The 16,093-nt window shown below is 64.9% G+C and carries 13 protein-coding genes and 1 pseudogene; 5 read left to right on the plus strand and 9 right to left on the minus strand.

Going from position 1 to position 16,093, the window contains the following annotated elements; all coding sequences use genetic code 11:
• The first annotated feature begins 7 nt into the window (after window positions 1-7).
• The 5 genes from V1280_RS40910 to cnbZ are packed head-to-tail and all read left to right on the plus strand — an operon-like array spanning window position 8 to window position 6,029.
• Window positions 8-991 (plus strand): ABC transporter substrate-binding protein, encoded by a 984-nt coding sequence (locus V1280_RS40910; protein ID WP_334536412.1) that lies wholly within the window; start codon window positions 8-10, stop codon window positions 989-991.
• Between the two features lie 54 nt (window positions 992-1,045).
• Window positions 1,046-3,640 carry an ATP-binding protein gene (locus V1280_RS40915; RefSeq protein ID WP_334536413.1) on the plus strand — a complete coding sequence of 865 codons (2,595 nt, stop codon included), beginning with the start codon at window positions 1,046-1,048 and terminating at the stop codon, window positions 3,638-3,640.
• Window positions 3,637-4,026, plus strand: a complete 390-nt coding sequence (locus tag V1280_RS40920; RefSeq protein WP_334536414.1) for a response regulator — start codon at window positions 3,637-3,639, stop codon at window positions 4,024-4,026. Before V1280_RS40915 ends, V1280_RS40920 begins: the two co-directional genes overlap by 4 nt.
• Complete coding sequence (locus V1280_RS40925) at window positions 4,023-5,273, plus strand: adenylate/guanylate cyclase domain-containing protein (RefSeq protein ID WP_334536415.1); 1,251 nt, start codon at window positions 4,023-4,025, stop codon at window positions 5,271-5,273. Before V1280_RS40920 ends, V1280_RS40925 begins: the two co-directional genes overlap by 4 nt.
• Before the next feature lie 9 nt (window positions 5,274-5,282).
• Window positions 5,283-6,029, plus strand: a complete 747-nt coding sequence (cnbZ, locus tag V1280_RS40930; RefSeq protein ID WP_334536417.1) for a 2-amino-5-chloromuconate deaminase CnbZ — start codon at window positions 5,283-5,285, stop codon at window positions 6,027-6,029.
• On the opposite strand, the gene V1280_RS40935 is transcribed toward cnbZ, so the two are convergent.
• From V1280_RS40935 to V1280_RS40975, 9 genes and pseudogenes are all read right to left on the minus strand, one after another.
• Window positions 6,026-6,910, minus strand: coding sequence for an ABC transporter permease (locus tag V1280_RS40935; protein WP_334536418.1), 885 nt, complete (start codon window positions 6,908-6,910; stop codon window positions 6,026-6,028). The two genes, cnbZ and V1280_RS40935, sit on opposite strands and share 4 nt — an antisense overlap.
• Window positions 6,911-6,913: 3 nt before the next feature.
• The gene (locus V1280_RS40940) at window positions 6,914-7,855 is read right to left on the minus strand and encodes an ABC transporter permease (protein ID WP_148774368.1); all 942 of its coding nucleotides are present in this window, start codon (window positions 7,853-7,855) and stop codon (window positions 6,914-6,916) included.
• 31 nt (window positions 7,856-7,886) lie between these two features.
• Window positions 7,887-9,398, minus strand: coding sequence for an ABC transporter substrate-binding protein (locus V1280_RS40945; protein ID WP_334536420.1), 1,512 nt, complete (start codon window positions 9,396-9,398; stop codon window positions 7,887-7,889).
• 23 nt (window positions 9,399-9,421) lie between these two features.
• Entirely contained in the window at window positions 9,422-10,522 is a 1,101-nt protein-coding gene (locus V1280_RS40950; protein WP_334536421.1) for an ABC transporter ATP-binding protein, read from the minus strand.
• On the minus strand, window positions 10,522-11,511 hold the full coding sequence (locus V1280_RS40955; protein ID WP_334536422.1) for an ABC transporter ATP-binding protein: 990 nt from the start codon (window positions 11,509-11,511) through the stop codon (window positions 10,522-10,524). The genes V1280_RS40950 and V1280_RS40955 overlap by 1 nt, the downstream gene beginning before the upstream one ends.
• Complete coding sequence (locus tag V1280_RS40960) at window positions 11,508-12,218, minus strand: DUF1028 domain-containing protein (protein ID WP_334536424.1); 711 nt, start codon at window positions 12,216-12,218, stop codon at window positions 11,508-11,510. The genes V1280_RS40955 and V1280_RS40960 overlap by 4 nt, the downstream gene beginning before the upstream one ends.
• 9 nt (window positions 12,219-12,227) lie before the next feature.
• Entirely contained in the window at window positions 12,228-14,033 is a 1,806-nt protein-coding gene (locus V1280_RS40965) for a gamma-glutamyltransferase family protein (protein WP_334536425.1), read from the minus strand.
• Window positions 14,034-14,114: 81 nt separating this feature from the next.
• Window positions 14,115-15,105, minus strand: a pseudogene (locus tag V1280_RS40970) (ABC transporter ATP-binding protein).
• Window positions 15,102-16,088, minus strand: coding sequence for an ABC transporter ATP-binding protein (locus tag V1280_RS40975; RefSeq protein ID WP_334536426.1), 987 nt, complete (start codon window positions 16,086-16,088; stop codon window positions 15,102-15,104). Before V1280_RS40975 ends, V1280_RS40970 begins: the two are co-directional and overlap by 4 nt.
• Window positions 16,089-16,093 lie beyond the last annotated feature (5 nt).

The following is a 16,093-nucleotide window of genomic DNA, read 5'->3' on the forward strand; positions in this document are numbered from 1 at the left end:
TTATCGGATGAACAGGCGCGATTTTCTGGCAGTGCTTGGCGGGGCGGCATTGGCGCGCCCGGGCATGGCGTCGGCCGATGCGCCAGGCCGCATCTATCGCCTGGGTACGGTGACGCCGATTGCGCCGGTGACGGCGGAGAGCCGGGGCGGCCAGATCCTGATCAAGGTGCTTGAAGAGCGCGGTTTCAAGCTCGGCCGCAACCTGAGCTTCGAAGCGCGGGGCGCGCTTGGCGACGTCACGATGTTGCCTGCGCTGATTACAGAGCTGAAGGCCAAGAACGTCGATGCCATCGTGATCATCGGCTACCCGACGGCCATGGCCGCCAAGGCGGCCGGCATTCCGACCGTCGCGGCCAGCGGCGTGGGTGACCCCGTCGAAACCAGGCTGATCGAGAGCCTGGCGCATCCAGGCGGCAATATCACCGGAATTTCGGACGTCGCATCGACACTGAGCGCCAAGCGGCTGTCGCTGCTCAAGGAGATGTCGCCGAAACTGACCAAGGTCGCGATGCTCTGGAATAAGGACGACCTCGGCATGACCACGCGCTACCAGGCGTCCGCGAAGGCGGCTCAGGCGCTCGGGCTGACCGTGCAGGCGTTAGGTGTCCGCGAACCCGACGATTTCAACGAAGCCTTTGCAGCGATGAATGACGATTTGCCTGACGGCATCCTGATGGTGGCGGACGCGCTGACCATTCTCAATCGCGAGCGCGTCTTCGAGTTCGCGGCCGCCCGAAAGCTGCCGGCGATCTACGAATTCGACGAGTTCGCTCGCGACGGCGGTCTGATGTCCTATGGCGCGGACTCCTCGGAATCCTTCGAGCGGGCCGCCGCCCTGGTCGCCCGCATTTTCAACGGGGCAAATCCCGGCGACCTGCCGTTCGAGCTGCCGACCCGCTATCCTCTGGTGCTCAATCTCAAGACGGCGAAGGCGACCGGACTTGAAATTCCCCCCACCTTGCTGGCACTTGCCGACGAGGTCATCGAGTAGCCTTGTGCGCTGCGGCGAGAGACAAGGTCCGGCCTTCTTGCTAGGCTTGGGGGAATGAGCATTTCCGTCCATCCCGACACCCCGCAAACCAGGCCGCTGCCGCGCGGGGCCGCGGACAGCGCCGCGTCCGCTGAGGCGGGACGGGGGATCAGGACGCGGCTGTTCACCAAATATGTCGCGCTGTTCGTGGCCGTGGTCGCCGTCGCCCTGCTGGCCAATGGCCTGTTCGAGGTCTTGTTCTACTATCGGGAGCACAAGGCCTCGCTGATCCGGGTCCAGCACGAGCAGGCCGAGGCGGCAGCCGCCAAGATCAGCCAGTTCGTCAAGGAGATCGAGAGCCAGCTCGGCTGGACCACGCAGCTGCCGTGGTCGGCGGGCTCGATCGAGCCGCGCCGGTTCGACGCGCTGCGGCTGCTGCGTCAAGTGCCGGCGATCACCGAACTCGCCCAGGTCGGCGCGTCCGGCAGAGAGCGTCTTCGCGTTTCGCGGCTGGCGATGGACGCGATCGACAGCGGCATCGATCTGTCGGACGATCCAAAATTCACGCAGGCGGTCGCGCACAAGGTCTATTACGGGCCGGTCTATTTCCGCCGGGAGTCAGAGCCCTACATGACGCTGGCGCAGGCCGGCGCCCGCAAGGATGCGGGCGTCAGCATTGCGGAGGTCAATCTCAAGCTGATCTGGGATGTCGTGTCCCAGATCAAGGTCGGCGAGCATGGACACGCCTATGTGGTCGGCCCGGAGGGGCGCCTGATCGCGCATCCTGATATCAGCCTGGTTTTGCGCAACACCGACCTGTCGGGACTGGCGCAGGTCCGCGCTGCGCTCGCCGGCGGCGGCGTCATGCCGGATGCCTTGCAGGAAGCGACCAACATCCAGGGGCAGAAGGTTTTGACGGCGTCGGCGCCAATCGCCCCGCTCGGCTGGACCATGTTCGTCGAGCTGCCGGTCGAAGAGGCCTATGCGGCGCTCTATGCCTCGTTGCAGAGGCTTGCGATCGTGCTGCTCGCGGCATCGATCTTCGCGGTGCTCGCCGGGATTTTCCTTGCGCGCCGCATGGTTGGCCCGATCCAGGCATTGCGCGTCGGCGCCGAGCGGATCGGCGGCGGCGACTTCTCTCAGCGCATCTCGATCAAGACCGGGGACGAGCTCGAAGGCCTTGCCGACCAGTTCAACGACATGGGCGCGCGCTTGCAGGAATCCTATGCCGATTTGGAAAAGAAGGTCGAGGTACGTACGGCTGAATTGAGCGAGTCGCTGGAGCAGCAGACAGCGACTTCGGAGGTGCTACAGGTGATCAGTTCGTCCCCGGGCGAACTCACGCCGGTGTTCCACAAATTGCTCGAGAATGCCACGCGCGTCTGCGGCGCGAGTTTCGGGATCATGAACCTGTGGGACGGCGAAGGCTTCACCATCGCGGCTGACTACAACGTGCCGCCTGCGTTCGCAGCTTCGCGACGGGATGTTGCGATCCGTCCTCATCCGGAGAGTGCGCTCGCCGCCGTGGTCAAGACACGTCAGGTCGTTCACGTTCACGATGTGCAAAGCACGCCTGCCTATATTGCTGGAGGAGCAAGCATTCGCGGAATCTCCGATGTGGCCGGCGCTCGCACGATCGTCGTCGTGCCGATGCTGAGGGAGAGCGAGCTGATCGGCACGATCGCAGTCTATCGCAAGGAAGTCCGTCCGTTCACGGACAAGCAGATCTCTGTCGTCGAGAATTTCACGAAGCAAGCCGTCATCGCCATCGAGAATGCGCGGCTGCTGAATGAGTTGCGCAAACGCACGATGGAGCTCTCGCAGTCCCTTGATGAATTGCGCGCGGCCCAGGGCCGCCTGATCCAGACCGAGAAGCTGGCTTCGCTCGGCCAGCTCACGGCTGGCATCGCCCATGAGATCAAGAACCCGCTCAACTTCGTCAATAATTTCTCGTCGATCTCGACCGAGCTGATCGACGAGCTCAACGAGGTCCTGCAAACGGCATCGCTTGACGGCAAGACAAAGGACGAGGTGGACGAGCTGACCGGGATGCTCAAGAGCAATCTCGAGAAGGTCGTGCAGCACGGCAAGCGCGCCGATTCCATCGTCAGGAACATGCTGCTGCATTCGCGCGAAGGCTCAGGCGAGCATCGCCCCGCGGACATCAATGCGATCGTGGAGGAGAGCCTCAATCTGGCCTATCACGGTGCGCGCGCCGAGCGGCCATCGTTCAACGTGACACTCCAGCGCGACCTCGATCCGACCGCCGGGATGGCCGACGTCTATCCGCAGGAAATCACCCGCGTCTTCCTCAATCTGATCTCGAACGGCTTCTATGCTGCGACCAAGCGCAAGGAGAGCGCCGCGGACGGATTCGAGCCGACCTTGAGCGCCGCGACGAAGAATCTCGGCGGGAGGGTCGAGATCCGGATCCGCGACAACGGCGCAGGCATTCCGCAGGATGTGAAGGAGAAGATGTTCAATCCCTTCTTCACCACCAAGCCTGCCGGCGAGGGCACCGGGCTTGGTCTGTCCATGAGCCATGACATCGTCGTGAAACAGCACGGCGGCACGATCGACGTGACCACCGAGCCCGGTGTATTCACCGAATTCATCATCACCCTGCCGCGCGTCATGCCGGCAGGTAGTACTTCCGGAGGCAAGACGTGAACGTTTACATCCTGGTCGTCGATGACGAGCCCGATGTCGAGGCGCTGTTCCGGCAGCAGTTTCGGCGCGACCTGCGCGCCGGCCGTTTCCAGATGGAGTTCGCACCCTCGGCGCCCGATGCGCTGAAGCTCGCGGCCGAGGTTCGCGACCCCTCGTTGATCCTGATCCTGTCCGACATCAACATGCCCGGCATGAGCGGGCTCGACATGCTGCCCAAGGTGCGTGCCGAGCATCCGCATGTTCCGGTCATCATGATCACGGCATACGGCGATGCCGAGACGCGTCGCAAGGCGATCGAGCGCGGCGCCACCGGGCTCCTCACCAAGCCGATCGATTTTGCGCTGCTGCGCCAGCAGATCGACACGAGGCTCGAGCAGGCGGCATGACTCCGACCATCCTCTTCGTCGACGACGAGCCCGATCTCGAGGCGCTGATCCTGCAAAAATTCCGCAGGAAGATTCGCGACGGGCTTGTCGCCATCATATTCGCGCGCGACGGCCTGGAGGCGCTGGAATCGCTCGAGCAGAACCCGCAAGTCGACATGGTGGTCTCCGACATCAACATGCCCAGGATGGACGGGCTGTCGCTATTGCAGAAGCTGCAGGAAGCCGAGGAGAAGAAGTCGACCATCATCGTCTCGGCCTATGGCGACATGAGCAACATCCGCACCGCCATGAACCGCGGCGCGTTCGACTTCCTGACCAAGCCGATCGACTTCGCCGACCTGGAAACCACGATCGACAAGACGCTTCGCCACATCGAGATGTTGCGCGAGGTGAGGCGCCGCCAGGCGGAGGCCGAGCGGGCTCACGCCGCGTTGTCGCGTCACTTCTCGCCGGAGCTCGCCAAGCGTCTGGCGGCGGGCGCCGAGGGTCAGGGGATCGAAGTGCAGTGGCGCGATGTCGCGACCATTTTCACCGATATCACCGGCTTCACCTCGCTGGTCGAGACCGCGCCGCCCGAGACGCTGGGCGCGCTCCTCAACGAATATGTCGGCGGGATGACGGAGGTCGTCTTTGCGCATGACGGGACGGTCGCAAAAATCATCGGCGACGCAATCCAGGTGCTGTTCAATGCGCCCGGCGATCAGCCTGACTACGCGACGCGTGCGGTCGCCTGCGCCCACGATCTCGATGCCTGGGCGCAGGATTTTTGCGCGCGACAGGATACAAAGGGTGTGAGGTTCGGCACCACCCGCATCGGCATTCACGCAGGCTCCGCGCTGGTCGGCAATTTCGGCGGCAACCGCTTCTTCGACTACACCGCATATGGGGACACGATCAACATCGCGGCGCGGCTGGAAGCCGCGAACAAACAGCTGGGCACCCGCATCTGTGTCAGCTCCAGTGTCGCCGAGGCAGCCGATAATTTTCAGGGGCGTCCCGTCGGCGATCTGATGCTGCGCGGGCGCAGCGAGCCGCTGCGTGCGTTCGAGCCACTGCCACGTGAAAGGTTCGAGGCGCCCGAGGCGGCGCGGTATTCCGCGGCCTTTGCCAAGATGGAAGCCGGCGACGCCGCGGCCATGCCGGCCTTTGCCGCGCTGGTCGGCGCGCACGCGGATGATCCTCTCGCCGGATTTCACCTGAGGCGCCTGCTCAATGGGGCTAAGGGCATCCGCATTCAACTGGATTAGGAGTTCGTCATGATTCGTGAATTCTCCGCCGGCAACTATCGGTTCATTCCCTCCGTGTTCCAGTATTCTGCTGGTGCTGCAGCCGATGATGGCTATGAGATCGAACGCGTCCGGTTCGATCGCCTCGTGCCTCTGGCCGAGGGGTTTGCCCTTGCGGCAAAGTTCATTCAGGCGGCAGGGCGTCCGTTGACGGCCTTCTGTGCCTGCGAGCTGCGCTCGCCGGCCGCCTTCAGCGAGGAAGGCTTTCGCGCATTCAACCTGCATTATGTGAAGACGCTGTCGGAATGGGGTATCTTCGACGGCACCACCAATCCGGTGGCGCGCAGCAATGTCTGTCCTGAACTCGATCCGCCGTCCGAGCCCTCGTTCTACGCGTTCTCCTTCACGCGCCCGACGAACTCCAAAGCGCCGTCCTTCGTCATTGCTGGCGGCGCCGAGGCGCGCGAGGGCAGCGGCACCTATGTCGAGCGCACGGTGCGCTACCGCGACCTCAGCCCGGAGGGGTTGCGCGAGAAGGTGCGATTCACCACGACGTCACAGATGGAGAACCGGATGACGGCGTTCGGATTCAGCTGGAAGGACACCACCGGCGTGCAGGCCTATTCCGTGCACGACTTCCATCACGCGCTGGTCGATGAACTTGTTCGGCACGGCGCATTGCGCTCGGGTCTCACCTGGCACTTTGCGCGGCCGCCGGTGGTCGACCTCGAATACGAGATGGATTGCCGGCGCGTGATGCGCGAGACTGTAATCTAGCGCTGACGCGGGTCGAGGGCATCGCGCAGGCCGTCGCCGAGCAGGTTCAATGACAGCACCACGAGGAAGATCGCCAGCCCCGGCCAGATGGCCATCCAGGGCGCCTGGGTCAGGAAGCGTTGCGCTGCGTTCAGCATGCTGCCCCAGGATGGCGCCGGCGGTTGCTGGCCGAGGCCGAGGAACGATAGTGCCGCCTCGGCGATGATGGCGGCTGCGATCGAGAGCGTGGCCTGAACCAGCAGTGCGGGCAAGATGTTCGGCAGGATGTGCGAGACTGCGATGCGCCAGGGCGGATTGCCGAGTGCGCGGGCCGCTTCGACATAGTCCTCGGCCTTGACGCTCAGCACCTGGCCGCGGGTCAGGCGGATGAAGATGGGCGTCGCCGAGATGCCGATCGCGATCATGGCGTTGCCAAGGCTCGGACCGAGGAACGCCGCCAGCGCAATCGCCAGGATCAGGAACGGGCAGGCCAGCATCGCATCGGTGATCCGGCTGATCAGCGCATCGACGAACCCGCCGCGATAGCCGGCGACGAGGCCGAGCGGCACACCGATGCCGAGCGCGATCGCGACCGAGATCAGGCCCGCAAGCAGCGAGGCCCGCGCGCCGTAGACGACGCGGCTCAGGGTATCGCGGCCAAGCTCGTCAGTGCCGAACCAGTGCGCCATTGTGGGCGGCTTGCGCACCAGGCTCCAGCTCGTCGCGATGGGATCGTAGGGCACTACCAGCGGCGCCAGCAACGCGAGCAGGATGAAGATGGTGAGGACCGCGAGGCCCGCAACCGCCGCCTTGCGCTTGAACAGGCGGCGCCGGGCGCGGCGCGCCGGGCTGTCCAGCTCGTCGGCTCGCACAAGGGGGCCGGACAGGGCGGCGTCGGTCATGGCCTAGCCCCTCAGCCGCGGATTGACGAGGATATAGGCGACGTCGGCAACCAGATTGAGCGTGATGTAGACCGTGGCGGTGACCAGCACCACGCCCTGCACGACAGCATAGTCGCGGTTGAACACGGCATCCACGATCAGCTTGCCGAAGCCGGGAATGGAGAAGATCTGCTCGGTCAGCACCGCACCGGACAGCAGCGTGCCGAGCTCGAGCGCGCCGAGGGTGATGATCGGCGTCAGCGCGTTGCGCATGGCATGCTTCAGGATCACGGAGCGCTCGGAGAGACCCTTCGCGCGCGCGGTCCGGACATAGTCGCTCTCCAGCACCTGGAGCATCGCGCTGCGGGTATGTCGCATCAGGACCGCGGAAATCGCGTTGCCGAGCACGAAGGCGGGCATGATGGTGGCGGCAAGGCTCGCCCGCCAGTTTTCGCTAAGCGGCACATAGCCCGAGGCCGGGAGCCAGCCGAGCTCGATCGAGAACAGGAAGATCAGCAGGATCCCGAGCCAGAAATTCGGCGTCGAGATGCCCCAGAGCGCAAACAGGTTGGCTCCATAATCCCACATCGTGCCTCTCTTCACGGCGGAGACGATGCCGGCGGGAATGCCGATCAGGAACGCGATCAGCATCGCCATCGAGCCGAGCTGGAGAGTCACCGGCAGCTTCTGCGCGATCAGCTCGCGGACCGGCATCTTGTTGCGCAGCGACTCGCCGAAATTGCCTGATAGAACGCCCTTGAGCCAATAGACGTATTGCACGGGAATCGGCTGATCGAGCTTGTACTGCTGGCGGATCTGCTCGATCACGGCGGGATCGCGCTCCTCACCCGCCATCACCAGAGCGGGATCGCCCGGCAGCAATTGCTGGAGCGAGAAGATCAGCACCGACACGAAGAACAGTGTCGGTACGATCTGCGCGATCCGGCGGGCGAGGAAGTTCAGCATGGCGCGGCTCGCGTCCCGGGCAAAGCCGTGCTCACTTGAACTTCAATCCGACCACGCGCACCAGCCCGTCGGGCATCTGCTTGTAGCCCTGGAGCTTGGTCGTGTGCGCGATCAGGAGCGTGCGGTGATAGATGTAGATGATCGGCAGGTCGGTGAGCAGGATATTGGTCAGCTTTTCGTAGATCGCCTTGCGCTCATCAAAGCCCGCGACCGTCCGGGCTTCTTCCAACAGCTTGTCAGCGTCCGGGTTCGAATAAACGCCGTCGTTCTGCGGTGCCTTGCTGCGCATGAAGATGTAGGAATTTCCGTCAGGATCGATGCGGCCGCTCCAGTTGATCTGGAATACCTGGAACTCGCCGGCCTGGGCCTGCTTGAAGGTGGTCGCGAATTCGACGGCGCGGATCTTGATGTCGAAGCCCGCTTCCGCGGCCATCGACTGCACGACCTGAGCGACGGCCTCATACTCCGTTCCCTTCGGGACCATGTAGTCGACAGTTACGGGGAGGCTGACGCCCGCCTCCTTCAACAATGCCTTGGCCTTGGCAATGTCGCGGCCCTGAACGGGGAATGATTTCTGGTAGTAGGGATGCGTGGGGCTGACCCACTGATTGCCGGCAGTGAATTCGCCGTTGAAGACAACCTGATTGATCGCCTCGCGATCGATGGACAGATCGAGCGCTTTGCGCACTTTCGCCGACTGGCTCAGCGGCCCCTTGGTCTTGTCGTTACCGATGTTGATGGTCAGGCCCTGATAGCCGAGCTCGGGCGCCGTCGACAGCACCAGCTTGGGATCGGCGCGGACGTCCTTGATGTCGGTGGCGAGCACACGCTCGATCAGGTCGAGTCCGCCGGACTTGAGGTTCGCCAGCCGCACCGTCGAGTCGACAATCGGCAGGAACACGACGCGGTCGATATGGATGTTATCCTTGTCCCAGTAGTCGGCGAATTTTTCAAAGACCATCCGATCTTGCTGGACGCGCTCGACGAACTTGTAGGGACCGGCGCAGACCGGATGCAGGCCGAACTTGTCGCCGGCCTCCTTCGCCGCCTTCGGCGACACCATCATGCCGGAGCGGTCGGTGAGCTGTGCGATCAAGGGCGAGTAGGGCGTCTTCAGGACCGGCTTGATCGTGAGGGGATCCACGACCTCAACATGGTCGACGCTGGCAAGCTCCGATTTCCGGAACGAGGTCGGCAGCGTCATGTGCCGTTCGATCGAGAATTTGGCGGCTTCCGCGTCGAGCGGCTCGCCATCATGGAATTTGACGTTGGGCCGCAGCTTGATCGTCATCTCCTTGCCGTCGGCTGAAGTCTCGTAGGACAGCGCGAGCTGCGGCACGACGTTGAGCTTTTCGTCGATGTCGAACAGCTTGTCGCAGAAGGCGGAGAACACGATGCGGCCGACATAAGTGCGGCCGATGCTGGGATCGAGGATGTCGGGGTCCTCGGCGATGCCGATGCGAAGCGTGGTCTGGGCCTGGGCCGCGCCCGCGAGCGACGTCAGCAATGCCGACGCCAGAAATGCCAAACGCACAAAACTCATCGTTCTCAACCTCTGTTTGACGGCTACGCCGGGTCGGTCCTCAATGAACTAACCCCGCCGTCGCTCGCTGCTTCCAGGCTGCCGCTGAAGGCGGCGACCAATTTTTCAAGGGCCGGCGAGAAGCCGCCGTCCATTGGGACGATCGCCTCGGACGACGGCAGTTCCGTCGTTCGGTGGCAGGCCGTTGCATGTCCAATGCCATCCGGCACGAGCTGTGGCATTTCGCTGCGGCAGCGGTCGACGACGTAGGGGCAGCGGGTGTGGAAGCGGCATCCCGGCGGCGGGTTCAGCGCGCTGGGGATCTCGCCCTGAAGCACAATCCGGCTTCGCTTTGCCCGTGGTTTAGGCACGGGGATCGCGGACAGCAGCGCGCGGCTATAGGGGTGACGGGGCGCTGTGAACAGCGCATCGGCCTCTGCGGTCTCGACGATCTGGCCGAGATTCATCACCGCGACTCGGTCGGCGATGTGCTTGACCACCGCGAGATCATGCGAAACGAAGATATAGGCCAGACCAAGCCGGTCCTGCAGCTCGCGCAGCAGGTTCAATATCTGGGAGCGGATCGAGACGTCGAGCGCCGAGACCGGTTCGTCGCAGATGATCAGCTTCGGCTCGACCGCGAGTGCGCGCGCAATGGCGATGCGCTGGCGCTGGCCGCCGGAGAATTCGTGCGGATAGCGCCGGGCCAGGCGCGGCTCGAGCCCGACCAGCCGCAAGATTTCCGCGACGCGCTCGTGCCGCCGCTCTGGTGGCACGAGATCGTGCAGCGCCAGCGGCTCAGTCAGGATCTGGCCGACCGTCATCCGCGGATTGAGCGAGGCATAGGGGTCCTGAAAGATGATCTGCGCCTCGCGGCGGAATTTGCGGAGCGCATTGGCATCGAGGGCGAGCAGATCGCGGCCGTCGAAGCGTACCGTGCCCGCATCGGGTTCGATCAGCCGCAGCACCAGACGGCTGACGGTGGATTTGCCGCAACCGGACTCGCCGACCAAAGCCAGTGTCTTGCCGGCCTCGAGCGAAAATGACACGCCATCGACGGCTTTGACATGCGCCAGCGCCCGGCCGAACAGCGAGCGCTGGGCGACGAAATGCTTGACCAGGCCGTTGACCTCGAGCAGCGCCATCACGACACCAGACGTTCGAGCGGCGCGCGGATGCAGCGCGAGAGGTGGCCGGGACTGACTTCCACCAGTGGCGGCGGCGCCCTGGTGCAGTCGTTCAGCACGAACGGGCAGCGCGCTGCGAAACGGCAGCCGGCGGGTGGCTGTGCCATGTTCGGCACCATGCCCTCGATCGTCGCAAGCTGTTCGGCGCGATGGTCCAGACGCGGGATTGAGCCGAGCAGTCCGACCGTGTAGGGGTGCTGCGGCGCGGAGAACAATTCGTCGACCGGCGCGCGCTCGACGATCTCGCCGGCATACATCACCGCGACTTCGTCGCAGACTTCGGCAACGACACCGAGATCGTGGGTGATCAAAATGATCGCGGCGCCGCTCGCGGCCTTCAATTCGCGCATCAGCTCCAGGATCTGGGCCTGCAGGGTGACGTCGAGTGCGGTGGTCGGCTCGTCGGCGATCAGGAGCTGTGGATCGCAGGCGAGCGCCATCGCGATCATGACGCGCTGGCGCATGCCGCCGGAGAGCTTGTGCGGATATTCGTCGATCCGGCGCTCGGGCGAAGGGATGTGCACGCGACGCAGCAGCTCGATCGCCCGCTCACGCGCGCTGCGGCGCGAACCGCCGCGATGGCGCAAAATGGTCTCGATGATCTGGTCGCCGATGGTGAAACTCGGATTGAGTGACGTCATCGGCTCCTGGAAAATCATCGCGAGCCGGTTGCCGCGCAGGTCGCGCAGCGTCTGGTCCGGGGTCTTCAGCAGGTCGAAGCCGTCGAAGCGGATCGCGCCTGATATCTCCGTCGTCTGCTTCGGCAGCAGGCCCATGATCGCCAGCGAGGTCACGCTCTTGCCGCAGCCGGATTCGCCGACGAGGCCGAGCGTTGCGCCTTTGGCGACGCTGAGATCGACGCTGTCGACCGCGTGGGTGACGCGGCCGTCGTCGCCGTGAAAGCGGATGCGCAGGTCCCTGATCTCGATGAGAGGGCTTGCGCTCATGCTTGTCTTGCCCGCGCCGCGGCGATGCTGGCGTCGATGACGCTGCGATCGGTGTTGCCGGCTGGGTTCTGCCGGGTCGGCATGGACGGGCGGAAGTGGACCCAGAGTTCGTGGCTGACCCGTTCGAGCCGCTCGAGTTCACCGAGCGGGTCGGGATGGTCGTCGGCGCGAATATCCAGCGCCGGCCATTCCTCCTCGCCGTGGATCAGCAGTGCCGCGGACTGCTTGCCGCGCTTGTCGCCGCCGGCGGCTTCGCCTGCGCGCATGGCCGCAAGCAGCCGGCGCGGGAAGGGCTGGCTGTCATTGGCAATGTAGGTCTTGGCCGTCTCGGCGAGAACGTCGGCGCCCGCGAGCATGTTGCCGGCGATCGAAAAACCGCTGCCGGCGATATGTCCGCACCAGTCGACGCAATCGCGCCCGGTATGCGCAGCGATCGCGCCACCCGCATCCATGATGTGGATCTGCCGGCTCTCGCGGCCGTCGTCGGTCGCGAGCAGGGCGGCGAGCACGTCATGGGCGTTCAGGCCCTCGCGCAACAGCTTGACGCCGTCGATGCCGTAATAGGGATTGACGAAAGCTTGCGTTGCAATGGCCCCGACGCCCGCCGCGACGTAGGGCACGCGTGCGCCGACGGCGAAGAAGCGGGTCGCTACCGCAATGCCGAACTGGCCGGTGGCAGGATCTCGCGCGATGATCGACCAGGTCATGTGCTGCCTTCAGCGTCCCGCGGCGTAGCCCTGCATGCCGCGCGGATTGGCGGCGGCGCGCCGGCGCACACCGACGCGCGAGGCCGCGGTGAGGCGGCCTTCGGACCAGTCGGGACCGACCTCGACGATGTGCCCGCGCTCGCGCAGGTTCTCGATCGTTGCCTTCGGCACCCGGTTCTCGACCACGAGCACGCCGGGGCGCGAGGTGCGCGGCCAGAACGAGATCGGGAAGTGCTCGGAGTGCCAGGCCGGCGCGTCGATCGCCTCCTGGAGATTGAGGTTGCAATGGACGTGGCGCAGGAAGAATTGCGTGATCCACTGATCCTGCTGGTCGCCGCCGGGCGAGCCCCAGGCGAGGTACGGCTCGCCGTCGCGCAGCGCCATGGTCGGCGACAGCGTGGTGCGCGGCCGCTTGCCCGGTGCGAGCGAGCCGGGATGGTTTTCCTCAAGCCAGAACATCTGGGCGCGGCTGCCGAGGCAGAAACCAAGCTCCGGAATGATCGGCGAGGATTGCAGCCAGCCGCCAGACGGCGTCGAGGACACCATGTTGCCGGCCTTGTCGATGATGTCGAAATGCACGGTGTCGCCCCGCACCTCGCCGAAGCGTCCCACCGTCGGCTCGCCGGCGCCGAGCGCACCGACTGCTTCGCGTTGTCCTTCGGCACGGCGCAGCTTGACCACGCCGCCGAAGCCTTCGACGGTGCCGGGTACGAAATCGAGCGATGCCTTGTCGGTGACGAGCTTGCGGCGCTCGTCGTTGTAGGCGTCCGACAGCAGCGTCGCGATCGGGATTTCGCTGAACTTGGGATCGCCGTAGAATTTTTCGCGGTCCGCGAAGGCGAGTTTTGCGCATTCGATCTGGAGATGGACGAACTCCGGCCCGGTCGGATCGAGCCCGTCGAGCGCAAAGCCTTTCAACAGCGCGAGCTGCTGCAGCGTCACCGGACCCTGGCTCCAGACGCCGGCCTTGCAGACGGTGTAGCGACCATAATCGTAGGTGAGGGGCGCCTCGATTGTCGGCTGCCAGCGTGCCATGTCGTCGGCGGAGAGCACGCCGCGATGCGGCGAGCCGCTGACGTCCATCACCTCCTGCGTTCGGCAGAACTTGTCGATGGCCTCGGCAACGAAGCCTTGCGACCAAGCTTTTCGCGCGCGCTCGATCTCGGCGTAGCGGCCTCCGCCGCCGCTTTCGGCCTCGTTGAGGATGCGGGTGTAGGTCGCCGCAAGCGTCTTGTTGGTGAAGAGCGTACCGGGTTTCGGCACCTCGCCGTTCGGCAGGTAGACAGCGGCCGAGGTCGGCCAGTGCTTGCGGAACAATTGTTCGACAGTCTGGATCGTGGCGCAGGCGCGCTCGACCAGGGGATAGCCGTCGCGGGCATAGGAGATCGCAGGCTCCAGCACATCGCGGACACACATCGTGCCGTAGTCGCGGAGCAACATCATCCAGGATTCGAAGGTGCCGGGGACGCAGGCCGCAAGCAGGCCGGTGCCGGGCACCATGTCGAGGCCCTCGCTCTTGTAATGCGCGATCGTGGCGCGCGCCGGTGCCGGGCCCTGGCCGCAGATCACCTCGGTGCGGCCGCGCTTCACGTCATGGACGATGACAGGTACGTCGCCGCCGGGGCCGTTCAGATGCGGCTCGACGACCTGAAGCGTGAAGGCGGTGGCGACACCGGCGTCGAAGGCATTGCCGCCCTTTTCCAGAACAGCCATGCCGACGGCGGTCGCGATCCAGTGCGTGGTGGCGACGACACCGAACGTGCCCTCGATTTCGGGGCGCGTCGTGAAGGGATCGGGATTGACGATGCTGGCCATGGGCTACCTCATTTACGGCGCGCGCAATTGATCACAGGCGATGCCTGGCGGCCAATGCGCAGGCCGCATGGCACGCGCGCGTCACGCCGGGACCGGCGCGGTGTTAACCGCATGGCAGGCGACGCCGTCGATCAGGCTCGGTGCCTCCTTGCGGCAGAGGTCGAACGCCAGCGGGCAGCGCGGATTGAAGGCACAGCCGGGCGGCGGATTGATCGGGTTCGGGATCTCGCCCTTCACCGGAATGCGTTGGCGGCCGCTCATGGCGAGATCAGGCACGGCACCAAGCAGCATCTTGGTGTAGGGCATGCGCGGACTGGCGAACAACTCCTTGCCTTCCGCGATCTCGACGATGCGGCCGAGATACATCACGCCGACCGCGGCTCGCCATGTGGCGGACCACGGCGAGGTTATGGCTGATGAACAAATAGGTCAGGCCGAACTTGTCCTGGAGGTCGCGCATCAGGTTCAGGATCTGCGCCTGCACTGAGACGTCGAGCGCCGAGGTCGGCTCGTCGCAGACGATGAATTCGGCGTCGGAGGCGAGCGCCCGCGCGATTGCGATACGCTGGCGTTGGCCGCCGGAGAACTCATGCGGGAATTTCAGGCGGTCATCGGGATGCAGGCCAACGAGGCTGAGCAACTCGCCGACGCGCGCCTGGATGTCGCGTTCGCCCTGGATCAGGTCGAAGGCGCGGATCGGCTCGGAGATGATAGCATCGACGCGGAAGTGCGGGTTCAGGCTCGCATAGGGATCCTGAAAAATCATCTGGATGCGGCGGCGCAGCTTTCGGCGCGCTTGACCTTGCCGCGGATCGGTCATCGAGACGCCGTCGATCAGGACATTGCCGGCGCTCGGCGGCAACAGGCCGACCACCATCCGCGCCACCGTGGTCTTGCCCGAGCCGGACTCACCGACCAGCGCAAAGGTCTCGCCCTTCTTGATGTCGAAGGTGACGTGATCGACGGCCTTGAGATATTCGAGATGCCCGCCTTCCAGCAAGCGGTTGAGCCAGGGCTTTGAGACGTCGAAGACGCGGCGGAGATTTGTCGCCTGGACGAACGGGGCGCTCATGCCGCGGTCTCCGCGGGCACGCTGTCATAGAGATGGCAGGCAACCGACTGCGTGCCACGCGATAGCGGCTCGGGCCGGTCGACGCGGCAGCGATCGAAGACGGAAGCGCAGCGCGGGTTGAACGAGCAGCCGCGCGGGATCGCCGAGAGGCGCGGCATGGAGCCTGGAATCTGCACCAGGCGCTTGTCGTCGCCGGCAAGCGTCGGGATCGCGCCCATCAGGCCCTTGGCGTAGGGATGCAACGGGTTCCTCACGACGTCCTGCACCGGGCCGATCTCGGCGACGCGGCCGGCATACATCACCGCGACGCGGTCCGAGGTCTCGGCGATCACACCCATGTCGTGCGTCACCAGCATCACGGCGGTGCCGTGGTCGCGGCCGAGCCGCTTGATCAGCGAGATGATCTGCGCCTGCACGGAGACATCGAGCGCCGTGGTCGGCTCATCCGCGATGATCAGCTCCGGCTCGGCGCAGATCGCCAGCGCAATCACCACGCGCTGGCGCATGCCGCCGGAGAATTCATGAGGATAGCCGTCGATGCGCTTTTCCGGTGCGGGAATGCCGACCTCAGCGAGGAGGTCGATGGCACGGCGGCGCGCAGCCTGTTCGGACAGATTGAGGTGGGTCCGGATCGTTTCCACGATCTGGTCGCCGACCTTGTACAGCGGATTGAGCGAGGTGAGCGGATCCTGGAAGATCATGCCGATGCGTTTTCCGCGAACGCGGCGCATCTCCTCCGGCGGCAGATTGTCGATGCGCAGGCCCGACAAGCGGATCTCGCCGCCGGAGATGCGGCCGGGCGGATCGATCAGGCCGATCACCGAAAGCCCGGTGACGGATTTGCCGGCGCCGGATTCGCCGACAACGCCGAGCACTTCGCCCTTGGCGATGTCGAACGAAACGCCGTCGATCGCGCGCAGCGTGCCGCGGCGGGAGGCGAACTCGACCTGAAGATTACGGACGGAGAGAACGGGTTCGGTCATGAACG

This window comes from Bradyrhizobium sp. AZCC 2230, assembly GCF_036924495.1.
GTDB lineage: Bacteria > Pseudomonadota > Alphaproteobacteria > Rhizobiales > Xanthobacteraceae > Bradyrhizobium > Bradyrhizobium rifense.

Coding starts and splice junctions, on each gene's coding strand:
- V1280_RS40910 (WP_334536412.1), top strand. CDS start 8: ATGAACAGGCGCGATTTTCTGGCAGTGCTTGGCGGGGCGGCATTGGCG.
- V1280_RS40915 (WP_334536413.1), top strand. CDS start 1,046: ATGAGCATTTCCGTCCATCCCGACACCCCGCAAACCAGGCCGCTGCCG.
- V1280_RS40925 (WP_334536415.1), top strand. CDS start 4,023: ATGACTCCGACCATCCTCTTCGTCGACGACGAGCCCGATCTCGAGGCG.
- cnbZ (WP_334536417.1), top strand. CDS start 5,283: ATGATTCGTGAATTCTCCGCCGGCAACTATCGGTTCATTCCCTCCGTG.
- V1280_RS40935 (WP_334536418.1), bottom strand. CDS start 6,910: ATGACCGACGCCGCCCTGTCCGGCCCCCTTGTGCGAGCCGACGAGCTG.
- V1280_RS40940 (WP_148774368.1), bottom strand. CDS start 7,855: ATGCTGAACTTCCTCGCCCGCCGGATCGCGCAGATCGTACCGACACTG.
- V1280_RS40945 (WP_334536420.1), bottom strand. CDS start 9,398: ATGAGTTTTGTGCGTTTGGCATTTCTGGCGTCGGCATTGCTGACGTCG.
- V1280_RS40950 (WP_334536421.1), bottom strand. CDS start 10,522: ATGGCGCTGCTCGAGGTCAACGGCCTGGTCAAGCATTTCGTCGCCCAG.
- V1280_RS40955 (WP_334536422.1), bottom strand. CDS start 11,511: ATGAGCGCAAGCCCTCTCATCGAGATCAGGGACCTGCGCATCCGCTTT.
- V1280_RS40960 (WP_334536424.1), bottom strand. CDS start 12,218: ATGACCTGGTCGATCATCGCGCGAGATCCTGCCACCGGCCAGTTCGGC.
- V1280_RS40965 (WP_334536425.1), bottom strand. CDS start 14,033: ATGGCCAGCATCGTCAATCCCGATCCCTTCACGACGCGCCCCGAAATC.
- V1280_RS40975 (WP_334536426.1), bottom strand. CDS start 16,088: ATGACCGAACCCGTTCTCTCCGTCCGTAATCTTCAGGTCGAGTTCGCC.